The sequence below is a fragment of the Phocaeicola faecicola genome (genome assembly GCF_013618865.1).
Classification (GTDB): Bacteria; Bacteroidota; Bacteroidia; order Bacteroidales; family Bacteroidaceae; genus Phocaeicola; species Phocaeicola faecicola.
This window is the reverse complement of the sequence record NZ_JABSOE010000015.1, coordinates 42873-69335: the sequence shown is the minus strand read 5'-3', so window position 1 is coordinate 69335 and position 26463 is coordinate 42873. Positions and strand designations below refer to the sequence as shown.

At 48.5% G+C, this 26463-nt stretch carries 19 protein-coding genes; 10 read left to right on the top strand and 9 right to left on the bottom strand.

All coding sequences use genetic code 11. The features are described from left to right. Positions 1 to 190 precede the first annotated feature (190 nt). Positions 191 to 1096 (top strand): Ig-like domain-containing protein, encoded by a 906-nt coding sequence (locus H3001_RS06170; RefSeq protein ID WP_219915845.1) that lies wholly within the window; start codon positions 191 to 193, stop codon positions 1094 to 1096. 118 nt (positions 1097 to 1214) lie between these two features. Here H3001_RS06170 and H3001_RS06165 read toward each other — a convergent pair whose 3' ends face one another. The 4 genes from H3001_RS06165 to H3001_RS06150 all read right to left on the bottom strand — a co-directional run bounded on the left by H3001_RS06165 (position 1215) and on the right by H3001_RS06150 (position 4479). Beyond that, entirely contained in the window at positions 1215 to 2375 is a 1161-nt protein-coding gene (locus H3001_RS06165) for a Gfo/Idh/MocA family protein (protein WP_181214411.1), read from the bottom strand. A 96-nt stretch (positions 2376 to 2471) separates the two neighbouring features. Continuing rightward, the gene (locus H3001_RS06160; protein WP_181214410.1) at positions 2472 to 3017 is read right to left on the bottom strand and encodes a 7-carboxy-7-deazaguanine synthase QueE; all 546 of its coding nucleotides are present in this window, start codon (positions 3015 to 3017) and stop codon (positions 2472 to 2474) included. Next, positions 3004 to 3336 (bottom strand): 6-carboxytetrahydropterin synthase QueD, encoded by a 333-nt coding sequence (gene queD, locus H3001_RS06155; protein WP_181214409.1) that lies wholly within the window; start codon positions 3334 to 3336, stop codon positions 3004 to 3006. Before queD ends, H3001_RS06160 begins: the two co-directional genes overlap by 14 nt. 246 nt (positions 3337 to 3582) lie before the next feature. Beyond that, positions 3583 to 4479 (bottom strand): DUF368 domain-containing protein, encoded by an 897-nt coding sequence (locus tag H3001_RS06150; RefSeq protein ID WP_181214408.1) that lies wholly within the window; start codon positions 4477 to 4479, stop codon positions 3583 to 3585. 244 nt (positions 4480 to 4723) lie between these two features. On the opposite strand from H3001_RS06150, the gene tpx reads away from it, so the two are divergent. Continuing rightward, entirely contained in the window at positions 4724 to 5230 is a 507-nt protein-coding gene (gene tpx, locus H3001_RS06145; protein ID WP_181214407.1) for a thiol peroxidase, read from the top strand. A 172-nt stretch (positions 5231 to 5402) separates the two neighbouring features. Here tpx and mfd read toward each other — a convergent pair whose 3' ends face one another. Then, a complete protein-coding gene (gene mfd / locus H3001_RS06140) occupies positions 5403 to 8765 on the bottom strand; it encodes a transcription-repair coupling factor (protein ID WP_181214406.1) in 3363 nt (1120 codons plus the stop codon). 74 nt (positions 8766 to 8839) lie between these two features. Between mfd and H3001_RS06135 the strand changes: the two genes are divergently transcribed. The 7 genes from H3001_RS06135 to H3001_RS06105 all read left to right on the top strand — a co-directional run bounded on the left by H3001_RS06135 (position 8840) and on the right by H3001_RS06105 (position 16656). Beyond that, on the top strand, positions 8840 to 11023 hold the full coding sequence (locus H3001_RS06135) for a tetratricopeptide repeat protein (RefSeq protein WP_181214405.1): 2184 nt from the start codon (positions 8840 to 8842) through the stop codon (positions 11021 to 11023). Positions 11024 to 11030: 7 nt separating this feature from the next. Beyond that, positions 11031 to 11492: a hypothetical protein gene (locus H3001_RS06130; protein WP_181214404.1), complete on the top strand. Its 462-nt coding sequence runs from the start codon at positions 11031 to 11033 to the stop codon at positions 11490 to 11492. 174 nt (positions 11493 to 11666) lie between these two features. Further along, on the top strand, positions 11667 to 12425 hold the full coding sequence (locus tag H3001_RS06125) for a polyprenol monophosphomannose synthase (protein WP_181214403.1): 759 nt from the start codon (positions 11667 to 11669) through the stop codon (positions 12423 to 12425). Between the two features lie 6 nt (positions 12426 to 12431). After that, the gene (locus H3001_RS06120; RefSeq protein WP_181214402.1) at positions 12432 to 13772 is read left to right on the top strand and encodes a dihydroorotase; all 1341 of its coding nucleotides are present in this window, start codon (positions 12432 to 12434) and stop codon (positions 13770 to 13772) included. Positions 13773 to 13796: 24 nt separating this feature from the next. Beyond that, positions 13797 to 14702 (top strand): vitamin B12 dependent-methionine synthase activation domain-containing protein, encoded by a 906-nt coding sequence (locus H3001_RS06115; protein ID WP_181214401.1) that lies wholly within the window; start codon positions 13797 to 13799, stop codon positions 14700 to 14702. 7 nt (positions 14703 to 14709) lie between these two features. Beyond that, on the top strand, positions 14710 to 15885 hold the full coding sequence (locus H3001_RS06110; RefSeq protein ID WP_181214400.1) for a metallophosphoesterase: 1176 nt from the start codon (positions 14710 to 14712) through the stop codon (positions 15883 to 15885). Positions 15886 to 15903: 18 nt separating this feature from the next. Next, a complete protein-coding gene (locus H3001_RS06105) occupies positions 15904 to 16656 on the top strand; it encodes a lysophospholipid acyltransferase family protein (protein WP_181214399.1) in 753 nt (250 codons plus the stop codon). 297 nt (positions 16657 to 16953) lie between these two features. Here the strand turns inward: H3001_RS06105 and H3001_RS06100 are convergent, their stop codons facing one another. The 4 genes from H3001_RS06100 to H3001_RS06085 all read right to left on the bottom strand — a co-directional run bounded on the left by H3001_RS06100 (position 16954) and on the right by H3001_RS06085 (position 23863). Continuing rightward, complete coding sequence (locus tag H3001_RS06100) at positions 16954 to 18165, bottom strand: TlpA disulfide reductase family protein (RefSeq protein WP_181214398.1); 1212 nt, start codon at positions 18163 to 18165, stop codon at positions 16954 to 16956. A gap of 24 nt (positions 18166 to 18189) precedes the next feature. Continuing rightward, positions 18190 to 19578 carry a RagB/SusD family nutrient uptake outer membrane protein gene (locus tag H3001_RS06095; RefSeq protein WP_181214397.1) on the bottom strand — a complete coding sequence of 463 codons (1389 nt, stop codon included), beginning with the start codon at positions 19576 to 19578 and terminating at the stop codon, positions 18190 to 18192. Positions 19579 to 19596: 18 nt separating this feature from the next. Beyond that, on the bottom strand, positions 19597 to 22830 hold the full coding sequence (locus H3001_RS06090; protein ID WP_181214396.1) for a SusC/RagA family TonB-linked outer membrane protein: 3234 nt from the start codon (positions 22828 to 22830) through the stop codon (positions 19597 to 19599). 334 nt (positions 22831 to 23164) lie between these two features. Continuing rightward, complete coding sequence (locus H3001_RS06085) at positions 23165 to 23863, bottom strand: DUF4369 domain-containing protein (protein WP_178244566.1); 699 nt, start codon at positions 23861 to 23863, stop codon at positions 23165 to 23167. A 345-nt stretch (positions 23864 to 24208) separates the two neighbouring features. On the opposite strand from H3001_RS06085, the gene H3001_RS06080 reads away from it, so the two are divergent. Beyond that, positions 24209 to 26374: a S46 family peptidase gene (locus tag H3001_RS06080; RefSeq protein WP_181214395.1), complete on the top strand. Its 2166-nt coding sequence runs from the start codon at positions 24209 to 24211 to the stop codon at positions 26372 to 26374. The last annotated feature ends 89 nt before the right edge of the window (positions 26375 to 26463 follow it).

Sequence of the window (26463 nt, the reverse complement as noted above, 5' to 3'; positions counted from 1 at the left end):
TGTCGCTGCAAGCACTTGGCTATGACGGTGGCGAATCTTGTCATAATACATCAATTGAACTTTTTAGACCACAAAGATAAGTCAAAGAACGCTTTAATCAATTATTCGATATAAACTCTATTATATAACGAATCAATCTACATACCATACGAGCTTTGAAACTTCGATGATTAATTGGATATTTGAACAGATGAAAATAAATATTGACGGCCCTTCCATCGCACAGGATGGAAGTCAATACAACCTCAGAAACAACACTTACAATCAAACTGTCAACTGGAAATCATCTGATGAATCCATAGCTACAATAGACAATAGTGGAAAATTAAAGATGCTTAAACACGGAATTATTACCATTTCTGCGATATGCAACCAGAATAATATCATCACAAAATATTACAAAAGGGTTATGGTCGGATTTCCCGCTTATGTTTTAGACTGGCACTTAGACAAATCCTATATTATAAAAGCCAAATGTATTGAAGAAAATGCCAAGCCATTCTTAAAATATTTACAATACGAATGGGCAAAGAAAGACTATAATAGTACCACCGGACTCTCATGGGAAATCGGTGCTGATTCTTTACAGGAAACGGGAGCAGCACCTGTCACGTCTCAAAGAAAAACATATTACTTCCGGGTACGTACCACAGAAGGGAAAAGAAGCACTCCCCAATTCTTGACATTGGACATTTCTTCTCCGTACAAAATAGATTATCCATTATCCCAATTAGGAAATCCTGCCCTAGTGAGAATTAGAATCAATAAACAGGACAATCCAAGAAATTATTGTTTACAATTAATCTATAATCCTAATTATTTTGATCAAGAAGCATTAAAAAATGATGAACGTTTCCGAATCACTTCCGTGACTACAAAATACCTTTATAACGGTTCGGATGTACAACACACACAGTTTGATTCCCCGATAAAAGATAAAAAACAATTATACCTGTACGAACTATGGCCTAATTTTGAAAATACCTGTAACCAAATACTGCAGGGACATACAACATTTGCAAACACACGACAAGTGCTTTTCAAAAATAATGAAGGACAAATAGTATATGTTGTTATTGTAACACTGTATAAATAACCGTAAGAAAACAATATTCAAGAAAATATAAAAGGACTGTATCGGCAAACAGATTTCTCGCCCATACAGTCCTCTTTCTATTTTAACAGACAATACCGTGTAATTTAACGGTTTATCTTCAAATCTCAAAACTAGCAGGAGGATTCAAATTTATGACTCTCTTTTCCATAATTGACAGTTTTGACAAAGGAGTTACAGAAGTCCACAAAGCCAAATCATACAGGTCAACAGGATATTTTTCCAAGCCCTTCATGTCCTGTGACAATGCTTTCAGCATGATATAATCCATACCCTTGTGATGCTCATCGATTCGAAGCGCATCTTCTCCCCATTTTTTCCAGAACTCATGTTCAAAATCATCTATATATTTACCGTCCTCCTCCCAGTTTTCATAGGGAGAAATATTTTCAATATAAATCTTTCTGAATTCACCTCTCCAAATACCTTTACTTCCCTGCACCTCTATATCCAAGCTACGAGGTCTGGGCAATGTAGTATCATGAGTCAACGTAACTAGTGTTCCCTTCTCCGTCAACATCTGTGTCACAATCACATCACCCATACTTATTGTCGGATTGGTATTTCCTCCGCAATGGCTCATGTATGCTGTTATACCATGCGCAGCAGAAGCAAACGAAACCAGTTCTGTGATTTTGTCAGTCCTTCCTATTCCTGAGAATAAGCATATCGGTGCCAGTCCATGAGTAGGATATATATCCCCGTTCTCCTTTAAATAGAACTTGCTTCTCCAGGCTGCCCTGGCACCTGAGTTTTCACCAATTTCTCCCTTTTCATTTATGAGCAGTTTCCGGATGTCGTGCCTATAACCTCCTTTTACGGCGACGATGTCTCCCAACAAACCGGAGTTTATGAGATTATACATAGACATATGCTCTCTCATAAAAACGGTATTCTCCAGCGGATAAATGTTTCTCTTTTTCTTATCAGCCAAAGCAAGCAATGGCAGGTATTCATCGGCATACAATCCGCCTTTTATTTCCAAAGCTACATGACAGCCGTTCAGAACTGCAAACATAGCCTGCTCAACATGATACTCCCATGGAGAAGCAATGATAACAAGGTCTGGAGAATACTGTAATATCATGTTTCTGTAATCCTCCTTACCATCCGAGAATGAAGGATAATTCATCTTTATATCTTCATCAATACAAGGATCGGAAACCGATACCACATCAAAATCATCTATAGAAGACAAAAGATTCAATAATCTCCTTCCTCTATATCCAAGACCTATTATACAGGTTTTAATGGCTGTCATATAATTTATAATTGGTTTATAGCAAAATATTATGCGGATAAAAAGTATGAGAATCATCTTAACTTCCTCCCGCAGCCAATATCGGAATCAGTTTTTTCAGGGAATGTCAATCAGTTTGTGAGTCTGCAGACTCAGTCTCCATTCGGGATGTGCCTTGATATAGTCAATGACTTCCTGTGTATTCCGGCAGGAACAGGGCTGAAGAAAATAATGGGCAGCTTTCCATTGCAGATAAGGAGAGACATCCTGTCCCACATACACCACCTTTATTTCATCCATCCGTTTCAGTTTCAGCCGGCTGCCCTGCTTGGGAGAACAGGTCACCCAATCGATGGAATCGGGAAGCACACAGGTCCCGTTGGTCTCTATGGCTACATATTTCCCGGCCTGATGAAGCCGGCCGACAAGTTCCTCGTCAATCCACAGTCCGGGCTCCCCTCCCGTCAGAATCACCATCCTGCACGGATAGGCAGTCACCGCAGCCAGCAGTTCCTCATCGCTCATCATCTTCCCTTCCTCGTGCCGGGTATCGCAGAAATCACATTTCAAGTTACATCCGGAAAAACGGACAAACACCGCAGGCGTTCCCACATGGAATCCTTCGCCCTGCAGGCTGTAGAATATTTCATTAATCTTTCTCATAAACCGCCGTATTCCCTTCCGATTCAGTGACTTCAACCTTTACGCAATGAGGAATCTGGTCGCAGATCCATCTGGCAATATTTTCCGCTGTAGGGTTACAGGGAAGTACCTCGTTCAGGTGTTTATGGTCGAGCTGGTCTTTCACGACTTTCTTGATATGCGAAAAATCGACGACCATTCCGTTCTCATCCAGTTCGGCCGAGCGGCAATAGACTGTAATAATCCAGTTGTGTCCGTGCAAGTGCTCACATTTGCTTGCATAAGATAAGGTCAGAAAGTGCGAAGCTGATATTTCCATTCGCTTAATTACCGTGTACATAAAGCATTCGTTTATTACATTAATAAAAATAAAAAACACAGATGCAGCCTAATGTCACCTCAGCTAGCCTTGCAAAGATATAAACAGCAGATAAAATTTACAAGCATGCGTGAAAGTTCCTGGACAAAAATCTCCGGAACCTAAAAAATCAGGCAGGAAGCATGGGCCTCCTGCCTGAAAAATGAATTTCTTCTATGGAAAATCTTAAAGTATCCAGAATAACTATCCGGAAAATCCGCCTTGAGATTATTTCTCAGCCGGTTTCTTGGACGAGAGTTTCTCCAGGAAAGTCACCAGGAAGAAACCGACCACCATCAATACAATGGCCTCAACTACAAACTGATTAGGCATCACATTGGTCTCGATGGCCATTCCGTGGGTATTGTCGACCACTTCCTTCCAGGGCCATACCTTATTCAGAGAACCCAGCATGAAACCGGTAAGTACGGCCAGTGTAATATTGCGGAAATGCTTGAGGGCAAACGACAGTACCCGTGAGAAACTGGTGATTCCGATACAGGCTCCGGCACCGAAAATTCCGATGACCACCAGGTCGAGCGTCTTAACGGCATCCATGATAAAGAAGTATTTTCCCAGAAGCACCAGAATAAAACTGCCGGAAATACCGGGCAGAATCATCGCACAGATGGCAATGGCCCCGCAAAAGAAAATAAACAGCCAGTTGGAAGGAGTTTCGGCAGGAGTAGCCACCGTAATGTAAAAGGCCAGTACTGCCCCGCAGATGAAACCTAAAATGGTCTTCCAGTTCCAGCCCTTGATATCCTTTCCGACAAACCAGGTAGACGCCAGTACCAGGCCAAAGAAAAAGGACCATACCAGCACCGGATAATCAGTCAGCAGCCAGGTAATCACCTTCGCCAGTGAAAAGACACTGATACCAATTCCGGCCAAAAGGAACAACAGGAAGTTTCCGTTTATCTTGTTCCAGAAAGCAGCCCACTTTCCGGTAAAAAACAATTTCAGACTTTCGGCATTAATGCTTTTGATGGAGTCGATCAGTTCGTCATAAATACCCACAATAAAGGCAATTGTACCTCCAGATACGCCCGGAACCACGTCTGCCGCTCCCATTCCCATGCCTTTCAGCATAAGCAACAAATAATCTTTTAATGTTCTTTTCATGTTTTGTGTCAATCGGTTTGGTTTATAGCTGCAAAATAAATAAAAAAAAACTACATAATCGACATTTATGTTACAAAACATAATGTCACGGACGAAATATATCCAACAAACAGAGTATTAATCGATTAAATCTGACTAATTTTGTGAGAAAGGCATCGGGTTACGACAAATTAAAACTGATCGGTAAACCTTTTCCTGATTATAATTGTTACAACTATAGAACCAATTTAAAATATATAAGATTATGTCAACTGTAAAATTTCAAGGAAATCCTGTCGTACTGTCAGGAGAATTCATACAAGCCGGCACACAGGCACCCGATTTTTCTTTCGTAAAAGGTGATTTAAGCACTTTCTCATTGGCTGACGGAAAAGGCAAATACCTTCTGCTGAACATTTTCCCGAGTCTGGATACCGGTGTGTGTGCGACTTCAGTCAGAAAATTCAATCAGCTGGCTTCGCAGATGGAGAATACGCTGGTACTGGCTATCTCAAAGGACCTGCCTTTCGCTCAGGGCCGTTTCTGTACGACAGAAGGAATTGAGAACGTCATTGCCCTTTCAGATTTCAGAAACAGCACTGATTTCGGACGCAACTACGGAGTGCTGATTGGTGAAGGACCTTTGGCTGGTCTGCTGACACGTGCCATCGTCATCCTCGATCCGAACGGTAAGGTGGCGTATACCGAACTGGTACCGGAAATCACTCAGGAACCGGACTACGATGCGGCACTGGCTGCTTTAAAGAAGTAATCTTGAGTTATCTTGTGCAATACCTGTAAATACTGCGAGCCGTAATATTCCTTCCTCAAAAGGATATTACGGCTCACTTTTTATATCGGTTGCACCGGTCTGCACCTGCCGGACACTTCCGTCCGGCTGACGGAACAGACAACGGTACATGCCCCGGGAAAGACCGGCGGGGTTATCCCAAACTGACCATTTCCTGCAGAATCCGTACAGCCTGCTCCACGTCCGTCACGTCCTTGACCACCATGCTTCTCTTTCCGCTCTGCTCACGCAGGTTGCAGTTTCTCGGATACTTGGTCATGTAGTCAATGACTTTTCCGAAAGCCGCACTCTGATAATAAGGGCTGTCCAGGTTGCTTACAAAATAAAGAGTCATCCGGCCCGCCTTCAGTATCACTTTCTCAATACCCAGACGCTTGGCAATTCTCCGCAGAGCAACCACCCGGATCAGTTCCTCTCCCTCAGGCGGAATCTTTCCAAAACGGTCTACCAGCCTGTCCTTGAAAGCATCCACATCCCTGTCGAGTTCCAGTTTGTCCAACTCCCGGTAAAGCAACATACGCTCACTGCTGCTTGGAATATATTCATTGGGGAAGAGCAGTTCCAGGTCACTCTCAAGAGTACATTCGTCCACGAACTCCTCTCCACTGATTTTTTCTTCTCCGGCCTTGATTTCCTCGGCATAAAGTTCGGAAAACTCTTCGTTCTTCAACTCGGTCACAGCCTCTGCCAGAATCTTCTGATAGGTCTCATATCCCAAATCGGCGATGAATCCGCTCTGTTCAGCTCCCAACATGTTTCCGGCCCCCCGGATGTCCAGGTCCTGCATGGCAATATGAATGCCGCTGCCCAGGTCACTGAAATTCTCTATGGCTTCCAGACGACGTTTCGCCTCGGGAGTAAGAGAAGAAAGCGGAGGAGCCAGCAGGTAACAGAAAGCCTTTTTGTTTCCTCGTCCCACACGCCCGCGCATCTGATGCAGGTCGCTCAAACCGAAGTTCTGTGCCTGGTTGATGATGATGGTATTCGCATTCGGTATATCGATTCCACTCTCGATGATGGTGGTGGCCAGCAACACGTCATAGTCGTAATTCATGAAATCGAAGATAATCTTCTCCAGTTCCTCCGGTTTCATCTGTCCGTGACCGATACATACGCGGCAATCGGGAATGTTACGCACAATCATGGCTTTAAGTTCCAACAGATTATGGATACGGTTGTTGACGAAAAAGACCTGTCCGTTGCGGCTCATCTCAAAATTGATGGCCTCGGAAATGATTTCCTCATTGAAGGTATGCACCTCCGTCTGAATCGGATAACGGTTGGGAGGAGGAGTCTGAATCACCGACAAGTCACGGGCCCCCATCAGCGAGAACTGAAGCGTACGGGGAATCGGAGTCGCCGTCATGGTCAGCGTATCCACATTCACTTTCATCTGACGAAGCTTTTCCTTCACACTCACCCCGAACTTTTGTTCCTCATCGATAATCAGCAATCCTAAATCCTTGAACTTTACGCTCTTTCCGATGATTTTATGGGTACCGATCAGAATATTGACATCTCCCGAAGCCAGTTCCTTGAGAATCCGGCTGGTATCCTTGACGGTACGGGCACGACTCAAATAATCGACCTTGCAGGGCAGACCTTCCAGACGTTTCTTGAAGGTCTGAAAATGCTGGTAGGCCAGTACCGTGGTCGGCACCAGCACAGCGACCTGCTTGTTGTCGGCTACTGCCTTGAAAGCCGCCCGGATGGCTACTTCCGTCTTTCCAAAACCGACATCACCGCAGACCAGACGGTCCATCGGACGGTCGCTTTCCATATCCTGCTTGACCTCCTGGGTCGCCTTCAGCTGGTCGGGAGTATCCTCGTAGAGGAAGCTGGCCTCAAGTTCATGCTGCAGGAAGCTGTCCGGACTGTAGCGGAAGCCTTTTTCCTGCTTGCGCAACGAATAGAGTTTGATGAGGTCGCGGGCAATGTCCTTGATTTTCGTCTTCGTCCGGTCCTTGATTTTCTCCCAGGCACCGGTGCCCAACTTACTGATACGGGGAGGTTCTCCTTCCTTGCCTTTGTATTTCGATATCTTGTGCAGGGAGTGGATGGACACAAAGACCACATCGTCATTCTGATAAATCAGCTTGATGACTTCCTGGGTGGTATTGCCGTTCGGGATTCTTACCAGTCCGGCAAACTTACCGATACCATGGTCGATATGCACCACATAGTCGCCCGGTTCAAACTGATTCAGCTCTTTCAGTGACAGGGCCACCTTGCCGCTCCGCGCCTTGTCGCTGCGGAGATTATATTTATGGAAACGGTCGAATATCTGATGATCCGTGAAGATACACATCTTCAGGGTATGGTCGACAAAACCTTCGTGCAGGGTACGGTCGACCGGAATAAAGGTAATCTGGTCTCCCCTTTCCCGGAATATGTCGCACAACCGGTCGGTCTGCTTCTGGCTGTCGGAACAGATGTACAGCGCATAGTTCCGGAGCTGGTAGTCAGTCAGGGTACTTGCCACCATATCAAAGTTCTTATGGAAGATCGGTTGCACGGAAGTGTTGAATTTCAGGACAGCCTGCGGCGTTCCAACGGCCTTATGTCCGAAATCAATCCGTTTCAGTTCACCCGCCTTCTCGACAAAATCGGTTCCTTCTATCAGCAGACTTTCCAGGTCGTCCAGCGATGTACCCTCTCCTTCCTGTGCAATCACCGCCTGCGGAGAAAGGGCTTCTTCACGTACCATCTGAATCCGCTCCCTCACCCACAACAGGTCTTTCACCCAGAGCACCGTATCCCGGGGGACGAAGTCAAGCAGACTGACCCGGGTGGAAGACAGGGTGGAAAGTTCCGGTACGATATTTACCGAGTCCTTACGCTCCTTCGACAACTGAGTCTCGACCTCGAAAGTCCGGATACTGTCTATCTCACTGCCGAAAAAGTCGATACGGAACGGATATTCCGAGGCAAAGGAATACACATCCAGGATGCTGCCTCGCATGGCAAACTGTCCGGGCTCATACACGTAATCGACGTGTTCGAATCCCCACGCGGTAAGCTGTTCCGTCAGTTTGTCGCTTTCTATCTCCTGTCCTACCGACAACGGAAGGGTGCTGCTGCTCAATACGTTCTTGGAAACGACCTTTTCGGCCAGTGCATCCGGGTAAGTCACAATCACCCGTCCCGCTCCTTTTTCCAGTTCGTTCAAGACCTCTGTCCGAAGAATCTCGTTGGCCGCATCCCGCTGACCGTACTTGATGGCCCTGCGAAACGAAGAAGGGAAAAAGAAGGTATCCTTCTCACCGTTCACCTGTACGAGGTCGTGATAGAAATATCCTGCTTCTTCCTGGTCATTCAGCACAATCAGATGAGTGCCTGAATGTTTCTTTACAAAGCCTGAGACAAAGAATGATACGCATGAAGCATGTACGCCATCCATGAAAACGGTACGGATACCTGTATTGTCTATAAGTGAAGCCAAGCCCTCCGTATTCGGATGCGTGGCATAAATTTCCTGAAGTTTCTCTATATTCATTTTGCTTTTTATAGATATCCGCAAAATTACAAAATAATCGTTATATTTGCATTTATCAAATCAGACAAAATCGTATGCATAAAGATATCATTCATTTTTTAAGCGAAAGAAGACTGAAGGAAGCACTGACACAATTACACGCATTTGCTGTCAAAACCGAGAACTGGGAGGTGCAGACAGAAGTGGAGGGAATGCAGACCACTTATCACTATCTGCTGCAATATGCGGCACAGGGGACGGAAGATCCGCAACGGAAAAATCTGTACACGCAGTTGCTCCAGAATGCCTATAAACTGGCCGACCGGTGTGAGTTCATGCAGAACTACAAGACTGCATACGGATATTTCCCGGATAAATACCGCCAGTATCATCTGTCTTCTTCACGTACCCTCAAGGATATCTCTCTGGCACTGGAAGCTTTCAGCCAGGACGCCGGTATCCTGGAGCTTACGGTTACCTCGCCCGAGGTCAGAAATGAAAAACTGAAAGCGCTGGCATTGCAGCACCAGAAGAATGTGGACGAGCTGTTTGATAAGGTCTGGACTTCACTGCACTGGACAGAAGAGGAGCAGACAGAGGCCCGCGGGATACTGGATTCGCTGCTGATTCCTGCCAACGACATTGCGGTAATGGTCAGCGCCGTTACACTGAGTTTGCTGAAATTGTTTGATACCGCCAAACTTCAGTTCCTGATGGATGCCTTCGAGCAGCGCCAGGAACCTGTGGTGACGTTAAGGGCACTGACGGGCATTGCCATTGTCGCATCCATCCAGGAAGAGCGGCTGGAGCTGTATCCGGAACTGGGCAAGCGATTGACCCGGATGGCTGAATCGATGAAAACGGTTGACACATTCTTCGAGATACAGCAGTTGCTGCTGCTTACCCGGGAGACTGAGCAAATCAACAAAAAGATGCAGGAGGAAATTCTGCCGCGCATGATGAGCGACTCTCAGGCTTTCGACAAAACGATTCAGATCAAGGACCTGTCTTCGCTGGAAGACCTCAGTCCGGAACTGGGAAAAAATATCGAAGAAATAAGCAAGAGCCTCAACAAACTGAATGCCCTTCAGAAGAAAGGGGCTGACACTCACATGGGCAGTTTCTCCCAGTTGAAGAGTTTTCCTTTTTTCCAGCAGGCCGCACACTGGTTTTATCCGTTCGACAAGCAGACACCGGAGGTATCTACGCTGTTCCGTACCGAGGACGACAAGAAAACCTCGCTGATGGACATGCTGCTGTCTTCCGACGAATTCTGTGATTCCGACAAGTATTCTTTCTGCTTCACCCTCAACCTGAATCCGATGATTCAGAAAGGACTGACGGAGGCTCAGCTTCCGGAAAACCAGGAAGACTTGCCCGAAGAGATGAAGGCCCTGCTTTCGCGCAATGATACTCCGAGGTCGTTTAACATCTGCAAGCAGTATATCCACGACTTGTACCGGTTCTTCAAGCTGTGGAAATTTCGTAAGGAGGAAGAAGATATTTTCCAGAAGCCACTGACCCTCTGGAAGGTTCCGGCACTGGCTCCTTTCATGCAGATGCCGGAAAAACTGAGACAGACTGCCGACTATCTTCTGCATAAGAAATACCTGGAAGAAGCGACGGAACTGTATCAGCGGTTAAGTACCACCAGCCACCAGAACGATGCGGACCTTTGGGAGAAGCTGGGATTTGCCCTGCAGGGACAGTATGAATACGACAGTGCCATCGAAGCTTATCAGAAGGCCGACCTGTTGTGTCCCGACCAGTTCTGGAACCTGACGCACCTGGGAATCTGCTATCAGAAACTGGGAGATAACGAACAGGCACTCCGGTATTTCCAAAAGGCGGAACCTCTTCAGCCCGACAACCATAACATCCAGCTGCAAATCGGCATGTGCCTGTTTTTCCTGAAAGATTACGACAAGGCACTGGCTTACTTTTTCAAGGTGGAGTATCTAGACGAGAACAACGTACTGGCCCAGCAGTCCATTGCGCGCTGCTATTTCCAGAAACAACAGTTTACGGAGACCATCCGGTTCTACAAGAAACTGATACAGAACCAGAAGGCCAGCATAGACGACTGGTTGAGCTGCGGGGCTGCATACCTGATATGCGGAAACATCCCTCAGAGTCTGGAATGCTACAGGCAAGTGGCCGGACAACTTCCGTCGCACGAAAATTTCGTACAGCGTTATCTCAAATATCGCCCGACATTGACTGAAAACGGGGTCAGTCAAGAGTATATCGATTTAATCCCTGATTTAATTTTAAACTAACCGCATTATGATACGACTTGCATTTTTTTGTATCGGATTCATTTGTCTGACTGCCGGATGTCAGCAGAAACGCCAGCAATCAGCCAGCACCGAAGCGCAGGATAGCCTGGTACAGGTGGGAAACGACCGTGACGAACACGGCTGCATTGCTTCGGCAGGATACGTATGGAGTGAAGTTCGAAAAGACTGTATCCGTCCTTTCGAAGAAGGGGTACGCATGGAAAGTACCGACCAGGAGAACCTCTCGCTGTTCCTGGTTTTCAGTCAGGACTCTTCGAAGGTCGAACTGTTTTTCTCAGACGGAAGACCGAATGAGATTCTGGACCAGCGCAAATTGCCGAAGGGAGGCTTCGCATGGAATGTGGAAGACGACGACACCAAGAACGTCAGAAAAGACAAGAACGGATGGACGGTCAGCCAGCGCAACCGCCTGATATTCCAGCAGGTACCTCAACCGGAAAAGAAGTAAGCACATTGCCTCAGGCACCGGATAGATTCCCGGAAGATTCGGGAAGCATCCCCTCTTTCAGACAGAAGCATAATCAGGAAGCGTAGAAAAAAATCTTTTTTCCACAACGCGTCATATACATCCTGCTTATGTTTCTGTTTTATTTTATATCTTTGTACAAAAGAAAATGAAGGTATGCAAACAACGAGTGACAGCATCGTAATTATTCCAACGTATAACGAAAAGGAAAATATTGAAAACATTATACGCGCGGTATTCGGACTAGAGAAAAGTTTTCACATTCTGATCATCGAAGACAATTCTCCGGACGGAACAGCAGCCATTGTCAAAAGGCTGCAGACTGAGTTTCCCGACCAGTTGTTCATGATTGAACGCAAGGGTAAACTCGGATTGGGCACGGCTTATATTACAGGTTTCAAATGGGCCATCGAGCATCGGTACGATTATATTTTTGAGATGGATGCCGATTTCAGTCATAACCCCAACGACTTGCCAAGGCTGTATCAGGCCTGCCATGAAGGCGGCGGAGATGTGGCCATCGGCTCACGCTATGTCAGTGGTGTCAATGTCGTCAACTGGCCCATGGGACGGGTACTGATGTCTTATTTCGCTTCCAAGTATGTACGCTTTGTCACAGGTATTCCCATCCACGATACCACAGCCGGATTCAAGTGTTACCGCCGTCAGGTGCTGGAAACCATACCTCTCGACAAGATCCGCTTCAAAGGCTATGCCTTCCAGATTGAAATGAAGTTCACAGCCTATAAATGCGGATTCAAGATCATTGAAGTGCCCGTGATTTTCATTAACCGGGAACTCGGTACTTCCAAGATGAATTCCAGTATTTTCGGGGAAGCTGTCTTTGGCGTTATCCGCCTGAAATGGGACAGCTGGTTCAAGAAATATCCCCATGCTAACCCTCAATCACGCTAAAAAAGTATGAAACGTATATGGATATCAAACGCCGTCATTGTCAATGAAGGCAAGAAATTTCAAGGTTCGGTAGTCATCGAAGGAGAAACGATCAGTGAAGTGCTGACCGGTTCCCAGAGACCGTCAAAAGAGTGTGAAGAAGAAATCGATGCACAAGGGGCTTACCTGATTCCGGGAGTCATCGATGATCATGTGCATTTCAGAGATCCGGGACTGACCCACAAGGCAGACATGAGCAGTGAGACCATGGCAGCGGCTGCCGGTGGGGTAACTTCCTTCATGGACATGCCTAACTGCAATCCGCAGACTACTACCCTGGAAGCCCTGGAAAACAAGTTCGAGGATGCAGCCAAGAAATGTATGGTCAATTATTCGTTCTATTTCGGAGCCACCAACAACAACGCTTCCCTGCTTGCCCAACTGGACCGGAAAAAGGTGTGCGGAGTCAAACTGTTCATGGGTGCCAGTACGGGAAACATGCTGGTTGACCGCATGGAAACCCTTCGCAAGATTTTCTCCGAAGCCGGCATGCTGATTGCCACGCATTGTGAAGACCAGCACATCATCCGACAGAATACCGAACTTTTCAAGGAAAAATATGGAGAAGACCCGGATATCACCTGTCACCCGCTGATACGCAGCCGGGAGGCCTGCCTCTCTTCATCCCGACTGGCCGTGCAACTGGCTAAGGAAACGGGAGCACGCCTGCACATCCTGCACATCAGTACTGCAGACGAACTGGATTTGCTGGAAGACAAGCCGCTGAATGAAAAACGGATTACGGCAGAAGCCTGTGTGTCTCACCTGATGTTCTGTGACGAGGACTATCTGAAACTGGGAGCACGCATCAAGTGCAATCCTTCCATCAAAACCCGGAGCGACCGGGATGCCTTGAGAAAAGCCCTCAGCAGCAACCGGGTGGATGTCATCGGTACTGACCATGCCCCTCACCTCCTCAGTGAAAAGCAGGGAGGAGCCTTGAAGGCCGTATCCGGCATGCCTACCCTGCAGTTCTCGCTGGTAAGCATGATGGAACTTGTACGCGAAGAAGTATTCAGCATGGAACAGCTGGTACAGAAGATGTGTCATGCTCCGGCCCTCCTTTACCAGATTTCCCGCAGAGGATTCATCCGTGAAGGCTATCAGGCCGACCTTGTCCTCGTACATCCGGACAAGGCATGGACCCTTACCCCTTCGTGCATTCTGAGCAAATGCGGATGGAGCCCGATGGAGGGTCAGGTGTTCCACAGCAAGGTAGAGAAAACCTTTGTCAACGGACACTTGGTATACGACGGCAGTCAGGTAGATACCTCCTACCGCGGACAGGCTTTGTCGTTCGATAGATAAATCAAATTACCTGATTCAGATTTTATGCAGACAGAGATTACAACCATCACTTACGAGATACATGACTTGACGGATTACGTCAACTGGATTTATTTCTTTTTTGCCTGGGGATTCCAGCCGCGCTTTGCAACCATTGCTGACATCCACGGATGTGATGCCTGCCGTGCCGGATGGCTGGCCAGTTTTCCGGAAGAGGAACGCGGAAAGGCAGCCGAGGCCATGCAGTTGCACAAGGAAGCCATGCGCATGCTCAATTACCTCGACGGGAAATACAAGGTATACGGAATTTACCGGCTCATGAATGCCAATTCCGACGGCGATAATCTCATTCTGGAGGGAACCCGGTTTCCGTTGCTCAGACAGCAGACCCGGGTCAGACCGGAAGATCCGTTCCTCTGTCTGAGCGATTTTGTCCGGCCCCTTTCTTCCGGCATCACCGATACCGTAGGAGGATTCGCCACCACGGTAGATGCGGCCATGGAAGAACTCTTCACCGACGACGACTACAAGCACATGCTGGTCAAGATTCTGTCGGAACGTCTGGCCGAAGCAGCTGCAGAAAAGATGCATCAGACCCTGCGCACAAAAATCTGGGGATATGCACCGGATGAGAAACTTTCCATGAAAGAACTCCTGCGCGAAGAATATCAGGGTATACGTCCGGCAGTAGGATATCCCTCACTGCCCGACATCTCTGTCAGCCACCTGCTGAACGAACTGATTGAGATGGACCGGATTGGTATCCGTCTCACTGAGAACGGGATGATGCAACCGCTGGCTTCCGTCTGCGGACTGATGTTTGCTCATCCGGCCTCACGGTACTTTTCGGTAGGAAAGATCAGCGAAGAACAAGTGAACGACTATGCCCTTCGCCGGGGAAAGACTCCGGAAGAAGTGAAGAAATACCTGATTTCCAACTTACAGCAATGAGTCTTCTATGATATTATTACGTGTGTCCCTGTTTTTTCTGGTCCTGCTGTTGCTTCCGGACTGGTATCTGTACCGCTATTATATCCGTCCTTACGGGAAGAACCACCCGTTACGACGGGTCTTCTGGCTGCCCTCCCTGCTGTTGCTTCTGGCACTGGTTGTCTTCATCATCGGGTGGGAACAGTTGAACTCCTACATGGGAACGTACCTGATTATCGCCCTGTGCATTGCCATCCCCAAGAGCCTTTTCGCCCTCTTTCACCTGCTGGGAAGAGGACTCAGTGCCCTGATTCCCCCTCTCAGAGGAAAGAAAATCACCCGGCTTTCGGTCACCGGCAATTTGCTCATTGCACTTGCCACCGTGGCTTATATGCTGTTCGGGGCCATCAAAGGAAAAGAATTCTTCCAGGTCAGAGAGGTTACATTTGCCTCCCGCGACCTCCCCGCCGAATTCGACGGATACCGGATCCTGCAATTGTCCGACATGCATACGGGCAGTTGGGGCAACAATCCCGCTGCACTGGAAAAGGCCGTACGACTGTGCAATGCGCAACAGCCTGATCTGGCCGTCTTCACTGGGGACCTGGTAAACCATAATGCCGATGAGGTACTCCCTTTCATGCAGACGCTTTCCAAGTTGCAGGCCAGAGACGGAGTCTATTCCATCCTAGGCAACCATGATTATGCAACCTATACCCGATGGGACAATCCGGCCCAGCAACAGGCCAATGTCGATTCTCTGATTGAAAGAGAGAAAAGAATGGGATGGCAGCTACTGCTGAACGAGCACCGGATTATCCGCCACGACAACGACTCCATCGCACTGGTGGGAGTAGAGAACAGCGGCAACCTGCCTTTCCCGGACAGAGCCGACCTGAAGGCTGCATTAAAAGATACCGGACCACTGTTCAAGGTACTCCTCAGTCACGATCCTACCCACTGGCGCAGGGAAGTGCTTCCCGATACCGATATCCAGCTCATGCTGGCCGGGCACACCCACGACATGCAGATCAGCGTATTCGGTTTCTCCATTTCGCGCTTCATCTATCCGGAACACAACGGACTGTATACCGAAGGAGGACGAGGCCTTTATGTAAACATCGGACTGGGGCACATCCTCTTTCCCATGCGACTGGGAGCCTGGCCGGAAATCACGCTTATCACATTACGAAAACAGCAATAATCAAAAACCATCAAGTATATGAAATTCTTATATCTTATCTATCAAATCTGCATCGGATTACCCATTTTCCTGGTAATCACGATTCTGACAGCCCTCATCACCATCCTCGGCTGCTGGTTGGGCGATGGGCACGTATGGGGATACTACCCCGGAAAGATCTGGTCGCAGCTTACCTGCCGCCTGTTTTTACTGCCCATCAAGGTCGTCGGAAGGGAACACCTGGACAAGAAGACCTCATACGTATTCGTAGCCAATCATCAGGGCTCGTTCGACATCTTCCTGATTTACGGTTTTTTGGGCCGCAACTTCAAATGGATGATGAAAAAGAGCCTGCGCAAACTGCCGTTTGTAGGAAAAGCCTGTGAATCGGCCGGATTCATCTTCGTCGACAAATCCAGTCCACGAAAGGTATACGAAACCATCAAGCACGCAGAAAAGGTACTGCAGGACGGTACTTCACTGATGGTATTCCCGGAAGGTGCACGTACCTTTACCGGGCATATGGCCGATTTCAAGAAGGGAGCCTTCCTGCTTGCCGACCAATTGCAGCTTCCGGTCGTACCGCTGACCATCGACGGTTCTTTCGACATCCTGCCGCGCACCGGAAAAACGCTTTCCTGGCATCCCATGAAACTGACCATCCATCCGGCCATCTATCCCATAGGTAAGGGAGAAGCCAACCTGCAGAAACTCATGACCGAGTCTTATCAGGCCATTGAAAAGGACCTTCCGCCACACTATCAGGGAAAACGCAAAAATCCGGACCAGTAAGTAAAGGCAAAAGAAGACGAGACCTCAGCAAAGATGGCAATCCCCCTCGACTTTTACAGGACCGAAAGCCATTGCCTGAGTCATTACATATTCTCCGGGAGTACCTCCGCAATCAGAAACGGGAATTTCAATTGCAGAGGTACTCCCGGAGATTTTTATCTGTCCCTCTCCACGTTCCCGTTTCCTGTCACAGCCCGGCATAAAAAAGAAAGGATACCTTCCTTCCGGAACGTACCCTTTCACACCATTAATAAAACCTTATAAAATAAAGACACAAATGCGATTTATTCTCCTTTTTTACAATTTCCCGGCATACAGATCTTCCAGGAAGGCATCCAGATAAGCTCCACGCACGTTCGATTTGTAGAAACGACCTTCCTTGTCCAGAATCAGGCACATAGGCACAGACATGATGTGATACTGCTGTGCCGCCTCACCGTAGATTCCTCCTTCCATACGCCCCTGCGTCCAGTCCATTTTTTCTTCCTTCAGTGCCTTCTGCCATTCCGACTCCTTCTCATCCACCGAAATGCTGACAATCGCAAAATCCTTGTACTTCTCGTGCACCTTTCTCAAGTGAGGAATTTCCGCCCGGCAGGGTCCGCACCAGCTTGCCCAGAACTCCAGCATCACATACTCGCCTTCTGGAATCAGCGAAGACAGACGCACGGTCTGTCCGTTGCGGTCCAGCACCTCCACATCCTTGTACTTCTCACCGATGGCCATCCATCTCACCGATGCAGCCGTTCTTTCCAGCCGTTCCCATTCCGATGTACCCTTCCAGTAAGGCTCAAACCAGCCCAGCAGTTCATCCATCTGTGCGAAAGTAAACGACATGTTCGGATCGGAGAACAACACAATCGCCTGATCCAAGGCCACAACTGAGCGGGCATTGCCCTTGATAAAATCCAGCTTGGCCTGAAGCAACCGGTCGTTCCACTTTCTTTCTTCCCGTACCAATGCCTTTCCGACGGATTCATCCACCTCCTTGCCCTCCAGTTCCGGTACATAATACTCGTTCAGGTAACGCTCATTCACAGCCGACAAGGTATCCGTCAGCGGTTTCAGACCGGCATTCATCTGCAGGAACAAATCGTGCGTAGGCAATCCGGTTACAGCCGGAGCCACCGTCTTGCGGGTAGTAGAATAGTAATACCCCGGTAAAGTAGCCACATCCCCTGAAAAAGAAATATCCGAATTATCCAAATAGAACATGGCCCTGAACTTCCGGTTTCTCAAGTCAGCCTTCTCTCCCGGACGGTTCGTATCAATCACCAGGTAATGCATCGACGGAGCAGATACCGCCCCCGACAAGACAAACTTACCTTCCTTCATTTCCGTACTGTCCACCGTGACCGGATTATTCAAGGAATCCAGACACTCCAGATAAACCTTTCCGTCTACGTGCTCACCCGTAAGCGTTCCGTGAATCGTGTATCCTTCCGATACAGGGTGACAGGCACCCAACAAACCTGCGGCAGCAATGGCCACCCAACCAATTTTTTTCATATGCAGTATATTTTATATTTCAGATTAAGGATTCTGTTCCAACAAATTATTTCCAGAGAGCGCCATACGGGGCAAAGGAAGAATGCCTCCTCCAGACCAGGCCGTCACATACTTCCGGGCCTGCCAGTCCACTCCATCGAGTGCATGATAGCGCACCATATCAAACCATTCCTCAAAGTTCTCTCCAAACAGTTCCAGATACTTCTGGTCGAAAATTTCCATCAGCAGGTCCGCATCCTTCACCTGTTTCAGGTACCCGTCATCAAAACCCGCACGCTTCATCAGCGGAGCCAGCAGTCCCCGCACCTGTTCCGGTGTCAGGATCCCCTTCCGGAGTCCGGCCTCCGCCTGAATGAAATACAGTTCCGACAGACGCAGCATATAGAGCGAATTGCCCGGCCGGTTCTCTATTTGGTCATTCATCTGATACTTGTTCATCTGATACACCGGATTCACCGGTTTGGTAAATGCCCACTGATACCGCCGGTCGCCTGGATGCGCCTCTGCAATCATCGTCAGAGTCTTTCCGGCACCTCCCTTCCAGTCGTACCAGTTGCTCGTCACTTTCTGCTGGTTATTCATCGTATACGGATAAAACAGCAGTTCCGAGTTGTCGAAACTGGCAAACACATCTCCGTAATTCTTTTCCAGTACGATGCCCTGAGCCTTTCCTTCTTCCAGTACTTCCGACACCAGTCGGTATGCCTCCTTATACTCTCCCTGCGACAGCCGTACCTTTGCCAGGAATCCCTTTGCCGACAGACCGTTGGCCATATACATCACCGGACGTCCTGAAGCCGTCTTCACCGGCAAGTCGGACGCCTCTTCCAGGTCGGACACAATCAAGGCATAGCAATCCGCCACCGAAGCACGGGCCTTCGGAATGTTCCCTCTCACAGGCTCCTCGTACAAGACCACCCCATAACGGGAATCCGGCTTCCAGAACTCCCCGTAAAGCCTCAGCAACATGAAATGCACCAGTGCCCGGTTGAACTTCGCTTCCTTGATGTAATTACGCCGCATCTCCTCCGACAAGCCCCGGATGGACCGGCCATCCTGCAAGGCAGCCAGTACCGAATTCGCCTGATTCACGACATAATACAACTGCGTATAGGTTTCCGAAACCACGAAATTATCATCCAGTATACTTCCGGAAGCAAAACTTGCCGCCCCGTTTACCGAAGAACTTTTCAGTACCCCGCTCCGCATGAACATCGCATTGTAGATGCCCGAATAATTTCTCCACGAAGCATAAATACCTCCTACCGCGATTTCCGCCGAGGCCGCATCCGTAATCAGCGTCCTGTCATCCAGCACATACTCCGGTTTCAACTCGTCGATGGGTCCCATCAGGCTGCATCCGTTCATGCAGCACAACCCTATCATTCCCAATATATAATGTTTCAGATTCATGATAAATACAAATTACGATCAAAACTGCAAATTGACTCCCACCGAGAACGTCCGGCTCAACGGATAAGGATCGCTGTTGGTTCCCATGCTTGTAATGCCGGAAGCAATGGTCTCCGGGTCCAGCCCCGGCCAACCGGTCAGGGTCAGCAGGTTGGTAGCCGAGACAAACAGACTTCCCCGTGCGACACCCGCCTTTGTCATCCACCTTTCAGGCAAGGCATACGACAAGGTAACATTCTTCATGCGCAGGTACGACGTCTCAAACACATACCGGTCATTGTCCAGGTAATTCATGTTATACGGAGAAGCCACCAGACGCGCATAACGTGCATCCCGACGCTCCGGTGTCCAGGTATTTCCGAACAGTTCACGCCCCACACTCTGCCCCAGAAAACCGTAAGCCTCCTGATTCAGGTTGGAATACAAGGCCTGTCCTCCCCACTGGAACTGCATCAGCACCGAAAGCGACCAGTTCCGGTACGTGAACGTATTGGTCCATCCACCGAACAACTTCGCCTCCGGATTAGCAATCACCACCCGGTCATCGGCCGAGATCGTACCGTCTCCGTTCATGTCCCGCATCAGGAAATCCCCTTCTCCACCGTTCTGGTAATTGGCGAACCCCTTCTGCTGCGCCTGCTCGTTCAATGCCGCAAGCTCCTCCACATCCTGTATGATATGATCCACCACATATCCCTTCACCGTTCCGGCAGGCATTCCCACCAGGAAGGCATCCTGCATGGTAACAGCAATCTGCGCATTGTTCAGCGACTCAATCCGGTTGCGGTTGACAGCCAGGTTCAGGTCACTCATCCAGGAAAAATCCTTTGTCCGCACCGGATAACCTCCCATCATCCACTCCAGTCCCCGGTTCGACACATCAATGATATTGTCGTAATAATTCTTCATGCCCGACTCCAGGATATGAGGTGCCGGAGCCAGCGATCCCGCCGTATAGCGGTAATACACGTCAAAGCCCCCATACAAACGGCCTGAGAACAACGTAAAGTCAAGTCCCAGATTCACCTCATGCGTCTTTTCCCAGTGGATTCCCTCATTCGGCAACAAGTCCTGCAGGCGTACGGAAGAACTGTTTCCATACTGTCCTGCCGTATAATACTGCCGGTAAGAGAAACTGGACACATTCGTCGATCCGGTCTGTCCCCAGCTCAACCTCAGTTTCAGTTCATCTATCCAGCCGGTCCGCTTCAGGAAATCCTCCTCACTGAGCATCCATCCCGCAGACACCGCCGGGAAAACACCCCACTGGTTGCCCGGCCCGAACTTCGAAGAAGCATCGGCACGCAAGCTCGCCTCCAGCAGATACCGTCCGGCATAATCATACGACACACGACCGTACAACGAATTCAGTCCGCTTTTCGTCACAAAATCAGCAGACGACAGCACGTGCTGTGCCGAACCCACATTGTTCAGGTAATCATCGTTCGGGAATCCTTGGAACGTAAAAGCCTCTCCCCGGCTCACACTCCGGTCGGCCCCATAGCCCAGCATCACTCCCAGCAAATGCCTGTTCCAGTACCGGCTGTAATCGGCACGGAAGTTGACAGACGTATTCGTATATTTCGAACGGTTGGTACTGAGTGTGGAATAAGGAATCATCCCCTGCCACAGCTCCTGCGTCTTTCCCGGATAGAAATACCGGTTGGAATAATTATAAGAAGCCATCGTAAAATCCGCATGCAGTTTCAGGTCCTTCAGAATATCAATGTCCAGATACACATTACCCATAAACTGGTCGCTCACATTTTCCGATTTCCGTTCCAGCAGGGCCACCGGACTGGCTACCGTCACCCCCTCGGGCAAATCATAGTGCGCCGCATAATCAATCCGGACAAAATCACCGTTCTCGTCATAGACAGGACGATCCGGCCGCACCAGCCAGGCATGCGTATCACTCTGCAGAATGGACTCCTGACTCGGACTTTTCCGGCTCGAATTGGAGTAGCTCATCAATACCCCCGCACGGACACGTTCGCTGACAGCCGTATTCAGTGACATACGCGCCCCGTACGTATCCATATGATCGTACTTATACAAGCCGTCCTGATTGATTCCGTTGAAAGAAAAAGAATAATCCGTCTTCTCCGAGCCTCCCCGCACCGACACATTATACTGATGCGTCAACGCATTGCGGTTGCGTATCTCCCGGTTCCAGTTCACATTCTCCGCCCCGAAAGCCGAGGGGTTCAAGCCCTGAAACCCGGTGAAAAGCATCGTCTGCGGATCCATCTCAAAACGACCGTATTTCATCAGCAAGTCGGGCATCACATTGGTAGACACCACCCTGCCGGTCATCGATTCATTATAGGCACGCATGGAGTTGACCAGAATCTCTTCGTGCAACATCCGGAACTCCCGGTTGTCCAGCGGAGCAAACTCCTTCACCGGATTCCCGATACTCAGGGTATATCCGGCCTCCACCTTCACCTTCTCACCCTTTCTTCCCGATTTCGTGGTGACAATAATCACACCATTCGCTCCTCTCGACCCGTAGATGGCCGTAGCCGAAGCATCCTTCAGCACATCAATGCTTTCGATATCTCCCGGCGAGACATTCAGCAGCGGGTTCAGCGCATTCCCTTCCACAAACATCGGGACCCCGTCTATCACATACAGCGGCGCATTGTTGGCCGTCAGCGAAGTCGTAATGGGATAAGGAGAAGTCACCCCGCGCACATTGATCGACAACGTAGCCCCCGGTTCTCCGCTGTTCTGCGTCACCAGTACCCCCTTGATGGTACCTCCCAGCATGTTCTGTACGGTAGTCGATGTATGCGAAAGCTTTTCCATGTCCTCCTTCTTCACCGAAACGATCGAACTGGTCAGACTCTTCCGGTTCTTGTTGCCGTAGCCGATGACCACCACATCCTCCAGCAGCTGGGCATCCGTCTTCAACGTCATGTGCTGCACCTTCACCGTATTATTCACCGTCACCTCCTGCGGTTCCAGACCTATAAAGGAATAACGCACCCGGCAAGGCGTGTGCGGAAGATTCAACGTATACTTTCCGTCATAATCGGTAATGGTACCCAGCGAAGTCCCCACCACCACTACAGACACTCCCGGAAGCGGATTTCCCGATTCATCACTCACCACACCCGACAGGACATGACTGCCGTCCTCATTCTCCTGGAGATACGTTGCATACGGGTTTCCCGCAAAAACGGCATTGACCCAAAAGGGGAACATTCCGATTCCCACCCAAAATCTTAATCTCTTATAAAAGTTCATACCTGGAATATTAAACGAAACTCACTTCGATTGTTAACAAGTGGCCCTGCCGGCAGTCATCTACAGACAAGCAACGCCTTATTATTATGTAAACAAGAAAGACTTCAAAAAAGTTCTGTAATTCGTATATAAATTCACTTTACAATCCCTTTCAGTCTTCCAGGCCGATACATGCATTTCCCAAAGACTTTCCGGCAGACAGAAAAAGCAATGCCGCATACCCCTCTTTCAAGAGATATGCGGCATTGCCTTATTAAAATTACTTCTTTAATCCATACGTATGCCGGATGCGGGTCAAGACCGGCAATCCTTCCGGTACCGGATACGGCTCAACTCATCGCGAAGCCCCGATTTTTTCCATGTTGCTGCGGGCCACCGCCATGTATTCCTTAATCATCGGATTGTTCTTGAACGACTCCGGAGCCTGGTCCACGATTTCCTCCAGCAGCGGTGTCAGCATCGGATAAGGGAAAGCGTTGCAAATCATGATGAACACCCCCGGTCCGAGCACATTCTCATAGTTGGCCTGAATAAACTCCTTGGCCAACGCATTCATTTCGTCATTCACTTCCTTACGCAGACGGGTAATCTCCCGGTGGATGGTCTCAGAATCCTTTCCGTCCATAATCATCCGGCTTTCCTGGCGTTCCACCTCGTAGGCACGGTCGTCCAGTGAATTCTTCTTCATGACAAAATCATTGAAGCAGTCATTCAGCGGAGTTCCTTTGATGGTAATACCCGAGTTGCTTATATCAATGTAGATGTCTCCATCCTCCAGCACAAAAGGCATAATCGACTCATCGTCCATAAACAGTGATACCAATTGCGCAGAATCCACCTTTCCCTCCATCTTGAACAGCCCATGTATTACCTCAGTCGAATCTATCTTCACCATCTGGTTACCAGAAGGCACTTTGATAAAAAGCATCTTTCCGTCCAGACTGGATACAGAAGAGACACCCTCTATCTTATATTTCTTTCCGCAAGAAGCGCATATTATCGCACAAAACAGAAAAAAGTAAAATTTATACATGCAACAAGCTTTTTTGTTTACGGCGCAAAGGTAAGATGTTTCTACCTTGCTAAAAAATAAATTATCAAAATTTAAACTTAAATAGAGGTTTATTACTGTATCAAAAGAATTTAACTCCCTCTCCCCCGCTTTTTCCCTGCCTTTTCCCTGGCGGATGCGGGTAACACAAAGTCACCGTCTCCTCCCCTCCCTTTTGTATTGCGCAAGGAATGAAAGTCATAAAAACTGTAAAAATAAGAACAAAATGCCATTATTTTCATAGAAGATGCAAAAATCTGAACACAGATGGGTTTTCATGTGCAAAAGTTAGATTATATTTGTAAAAAATTTAATTTTATATACAGAATGAAAAAACTTAAAGCATTAGCATTTGCACTGATTTGTGCAGCTTTCTCACCGGTAAAGGCCGATGAAGGAATGTGGCTTCTACAGTTGATGCAAGAGCAGAATCTTGCTGACAGAATGAAAGCGCAGGGTTTGAAAATGGATATCGCCGACATTTACAATCCGGAACGTATCACACTGAAAGATGCGGTAGGTATTTTCGGACGCGGATGTACAGGAGAAATCATTTCTGCCGAAGGATTGATCCTGACCAACCACCATTGCGGATACGACGCGATACAGCAGCATAGCTCGGTAGAGCACGATTATCTGACTGACGGTTTCTGGGCTAAGAACCGCTCGGAAGAACTGCCGACTCCGGGACTGACCTTCAAGTTTGTGGAACGCATCGTCGATGTGACTGCAGACGTCAACGAAGACATCCGTAAAGGAAAGGTATCGGAAATCAACTCATTCGGTGCCGAATACCTCGACAAACTGGCTGCTGAGGTACTGAAGAAGAGCGACCTGAAGGGCAAGCCGGGTATCTCTACCGAAGCGCTTCCTTTCTATGAAGGCAACCGTTTCTATGTGTTCTTCATCAAGACTTACAGCGACGTGCGTATGGTAGCTGCTCCTCCTTCTTCTATCGGTAAGTTCGGAGGTGAGACCGACAACTGGATGTGGCCGCGCCACACTTGCGACTTCTCTATGTTCCGTGTATATGCCGACAAGAACGGTAATCCGGCAGAGTACAGCAAGGACAATGTGCCTTTGAAGGTGAAGAAACACCTGACCATCTCACTGAAGGGTCTGCAGGAAGGCGACTATGCCATGATTATGGGATTCCCGGGAAGCACCAGCCGTTACCTGACAGAAAGCGAAGTGAAACTGCGCATGGTGGGTACCAACGTACCGCGCATCACTGTCCGTGAGGCTCGCCAGAACGTGCTGCGCCAGGAAATGGCTGCCAGCGACAAGGTGCGTATCCAGTATGCCAGCAAGTTTGCTTCTTCAAGCAACTACTGGAAGAACTCAATCGGTATGAACAAGGCCATCATCGACAACCGTGTACTGGAAACAAAGGCTGAACAGGAAGCTAACTTTGCCAAGTTTGCCAAGGAACAGAACAGCGAGGCATATGCCAAGGTGGTAGGACAGATTGACGAGTACGTGGCTAAGGTGGCTCCGATTACCCGTGAGCTGACTTACTTCAGCGAGACTTTCCGTTCGGGTATCGAATTCGGTGCGACTTACGTAATCTTCGAGAACCTGAAGACTGCCCTGCAGAAAAACAAGAAGAAAGACATTGAAAAGAATATCGAGGCACTGAAAGAGGCATATGCCAGCGTACACAACAAGGATTACGATCACGAAGTAGACCGCAAGGTGGCTAAGGTGCTGATTCCGCTTTATGCCGACAGCGTATCGGCTGAAGCTCTTCCGGCATTCTACCAGACCATCAAGACTCAGTTCAAGGGTGATTACAATGCCTACATCGATGCCTTGTATGACAACACTATCTTTGCCAACGAAAAGAACTTCAATGCCTTCATCGCCAACCCGACTGTAGAGGCTATCGATGCCGACCTGGCTATCCAGTACTCTAGCAGCAAGAACGAAATGGCGAAGAAACTCTTCGACAAGAGAAGCGAAGTAAGCGGTGAAATCGACCTGCTGCATAAGACTTACGTACGTGGTCTGTGCGAAATGTATGCACCGACTCCGAAGGCTCCGGATGCTAACTTCACTATCCGTCTGACTTACGGTAATGTGAAGGCTTACGATCCGAAGGACGGTATCCACTACAAGTATTACACTACCCTGAAGGGTGTAATGGAAAAAGAAGATCCGAACAATCCGGAATTTGTGGTACCTGCCAAACTGAAAGAGCTGTATGCTACCAAGAATTTCGGCCGCTATGCATTGCCTAACGGTGAAATGCCGGCTTGCTTCCTGACTACCAACGACATCACCGGCGGTAACTCGGGTTCACCGGTAATCAACGGCAACGGCGAACTGATCGGTTGTGCTTTCGACGGCAACTGGGAGTCTTTGTCGGGTGACATCAACTTCGACAACAACCTGCAGCGTTGTATCGCCGTAGACATCCGCTACGTACTCTTCATCGTAGAGAAACTGGGTGGATGCAAGAACCTGATCGATGAAATGACAATCGCTGAATAATACAGCCTGTCGAACAGATAGGGATGCCCGAAAGGCATCCGGCAAGAGAGGACAAGCAGACGAAGGCTGTGGCAAAACACCTTGTCGGC

Bases quoted from the DNA above. Each gene is read 5' to 3' on its own strand.
- H3001_RS06170 (WP_219915845.1), top strand. From the start codon at position 191: ATGAAAATAAATATTGACGGCCCTTCCATCGCACAGGATGGAAGTCAA.
- H3001_RS06165 (WP_181214411.1), bottom strand. From the start codon at position 2,375: ATGACAGCCATTAAAACCTGTATAATAGGTCTTGGATATAGAGGAAGG.
- H3001_RS06160 (WP_181214410.1), bottom strand. From the start codon at position 3,017: ATGAGAAAGATTAATGAAATATTCTACAGCCTGCAGGGCGAAGGATTC.
- queD (WP_181214409.1), bottom strand. From the start codon at position 3,336: ATGTACACGGTAATTAAGCGAATGGAAATATCAGCTTCGCACTTTCTG.
- H3001_RS06150 (WP_181214408.1), bottom strand. From the start codon at position 4,479: ATGAAAAGAACATTAAAAGATTATTTGTTGCTTATGCTGAAAGGCATG.
- tpx (WP_181214407.1), top strand. From the start codon at position 4,724: ATGTCAACTGTAAAATTTCAAGGAAATCCTGTCGTACTGTCAGGAGAA.
- mfd (WP_181214406.1), bottom strand. From the start codon at position 8,765: ATGAATATAGAGAAACTTCAGGAAATTTATGCCACGCATCCGAATACG.
- H3001_RS06135 (WP_181214405.1), top strand. From the start codon at position 8,840: ATGCATAAAGATATCATTCATTTTTTAAGCGAAAGAAGACTGAAGGAA.
- H3001_RS06130 (WP_181214404.1), top strand. From the start codon at position 11,031: ATGATACGACTTGCATTTTTTTGTATCGGATTCATTTGTCTGACTGCC.
- H3001_RS06125 (WP_181214403.1), top strand. From the start codon at position 11,667: ATGCAAACAACGAGTGACAGCATCGTAATTATTCCAACGTATAACGAA.
- H3001_RS06120 (WP_181214402.1), top strand. From the start codon at position 12,432: ATGAAACGTATATGGATATCAAACGCCGTCATTGTCAATGAAGGCAAG.
- H3001_RS06115 (WP_181214401.1), top strand. From the start codon at position 13,797: ATGCAGACAGAGATTACAACCATCACTTACGAGATACATGACTTGACG.
- H3001_RS06110 (WP_181214400.1), top strand. From the start codon at position 14,710: ATGATATTATTACGTGTGTCCCTGTTTTTTCTGGTCCTGCTGTTGCTT.
- H3001_RS06105 (WP_181214399.1), top strand. From the start codon at position 15,904: ATGAAATTCTTATATCTTATCTATCAAATCTGCATCGGATTACCCATT.
- H3001_RS06100 (WP_181214398.1), bottom strand. From the start codon at position 18,165: ATGAAAAAAATTGGTTGGGTGGCCATTGCTGCCGCAGGTTTGTTGGGT.
- H3001_RS06095 (WP_181214397.1), bottom strand. From the start codon at position 19,578: ATGAATCTGAAACATTATATATTGGGAATGATAGGGTTGTGCTGCATG.
- H3001_RS06090 (WP_181214396.1), bottom strand. From the start codon at position 22,830: ATGAACTTTTATAAGAGATTAAGATTTTGGGTGGGAATCGGAATGTTC.
- H3001_RS06085 (WP_178244566.1), bottom strand. From the start codon at position 23,863: ATGTATAAATTTTACTTTTTTCTGTTTTGTGCGATAATATGCGCTTCT.
- H3001_RS06080 (WP_181214395.1), top strand. From the start codon at position 24,209: ATGAAAAAACTTAAAGCATTAGCATTTGCACTGATTTGTGCAGCTTTC.